Raw genomic sequence first — 364 nt, 5'->3', positions numbered from 1 at the left:
TAAAGTCGGCCGTTCCGAAATAATCAAATATTCTTACCGTATAGGTTCCTGCCGATGGGGCGTCCAAGGTGATTTCCTCTGGACTGCCGCTATCGCTACATGCTAGGCTCGTAAGATCGTCGCATGGCCCTGAATAAACGAACATCACACCATCAAAGGCGAAGCCGCCTGTAGCATCGTCCAAGCTTAGCGTATAGCTGCTCGTTCCGTCCGCTACAAACGTATAGAACAGGTCGAAGGCGTCCGAAGAGGCAAAGCCGTCACACTCAGCATCCAATCCGGATGCCGTGGCTCCTTCTGTACTGCCCGTTACCGTTACGCCGCAATCCAATGGCAATGCTCCTGAACAATTATCGTTGGTTGG

At 52.2% G+C, this 364-nt stretch carries 1 protein-coding gene; it reads right to left on the bottom strand.

Annotation, left to right across the window (positions count from 1 at the left end):
- Positions 1-364, bottom strand: a 364-nt coding sequence (locus FC091_RS15085) for a PPC domain-containing protein (protein WP_138435209.1), incomplete at both ends; no start/stop codon positions are given.

The sequence above is a fragment of the Winogradskyella algicola genome (genome assembly GCF_005869935.1).
GTDB classification, from domain to species: domain Bacteria; phylum Bacteroidota; class Bacteroidia; order Flavobacteriales; family Flavobacteriaceae; genus Winogradskyella; species Winogradskyella algicola.
This window is presented reverse-complemented; position numbering and strand designations above follow the sequence as displayed.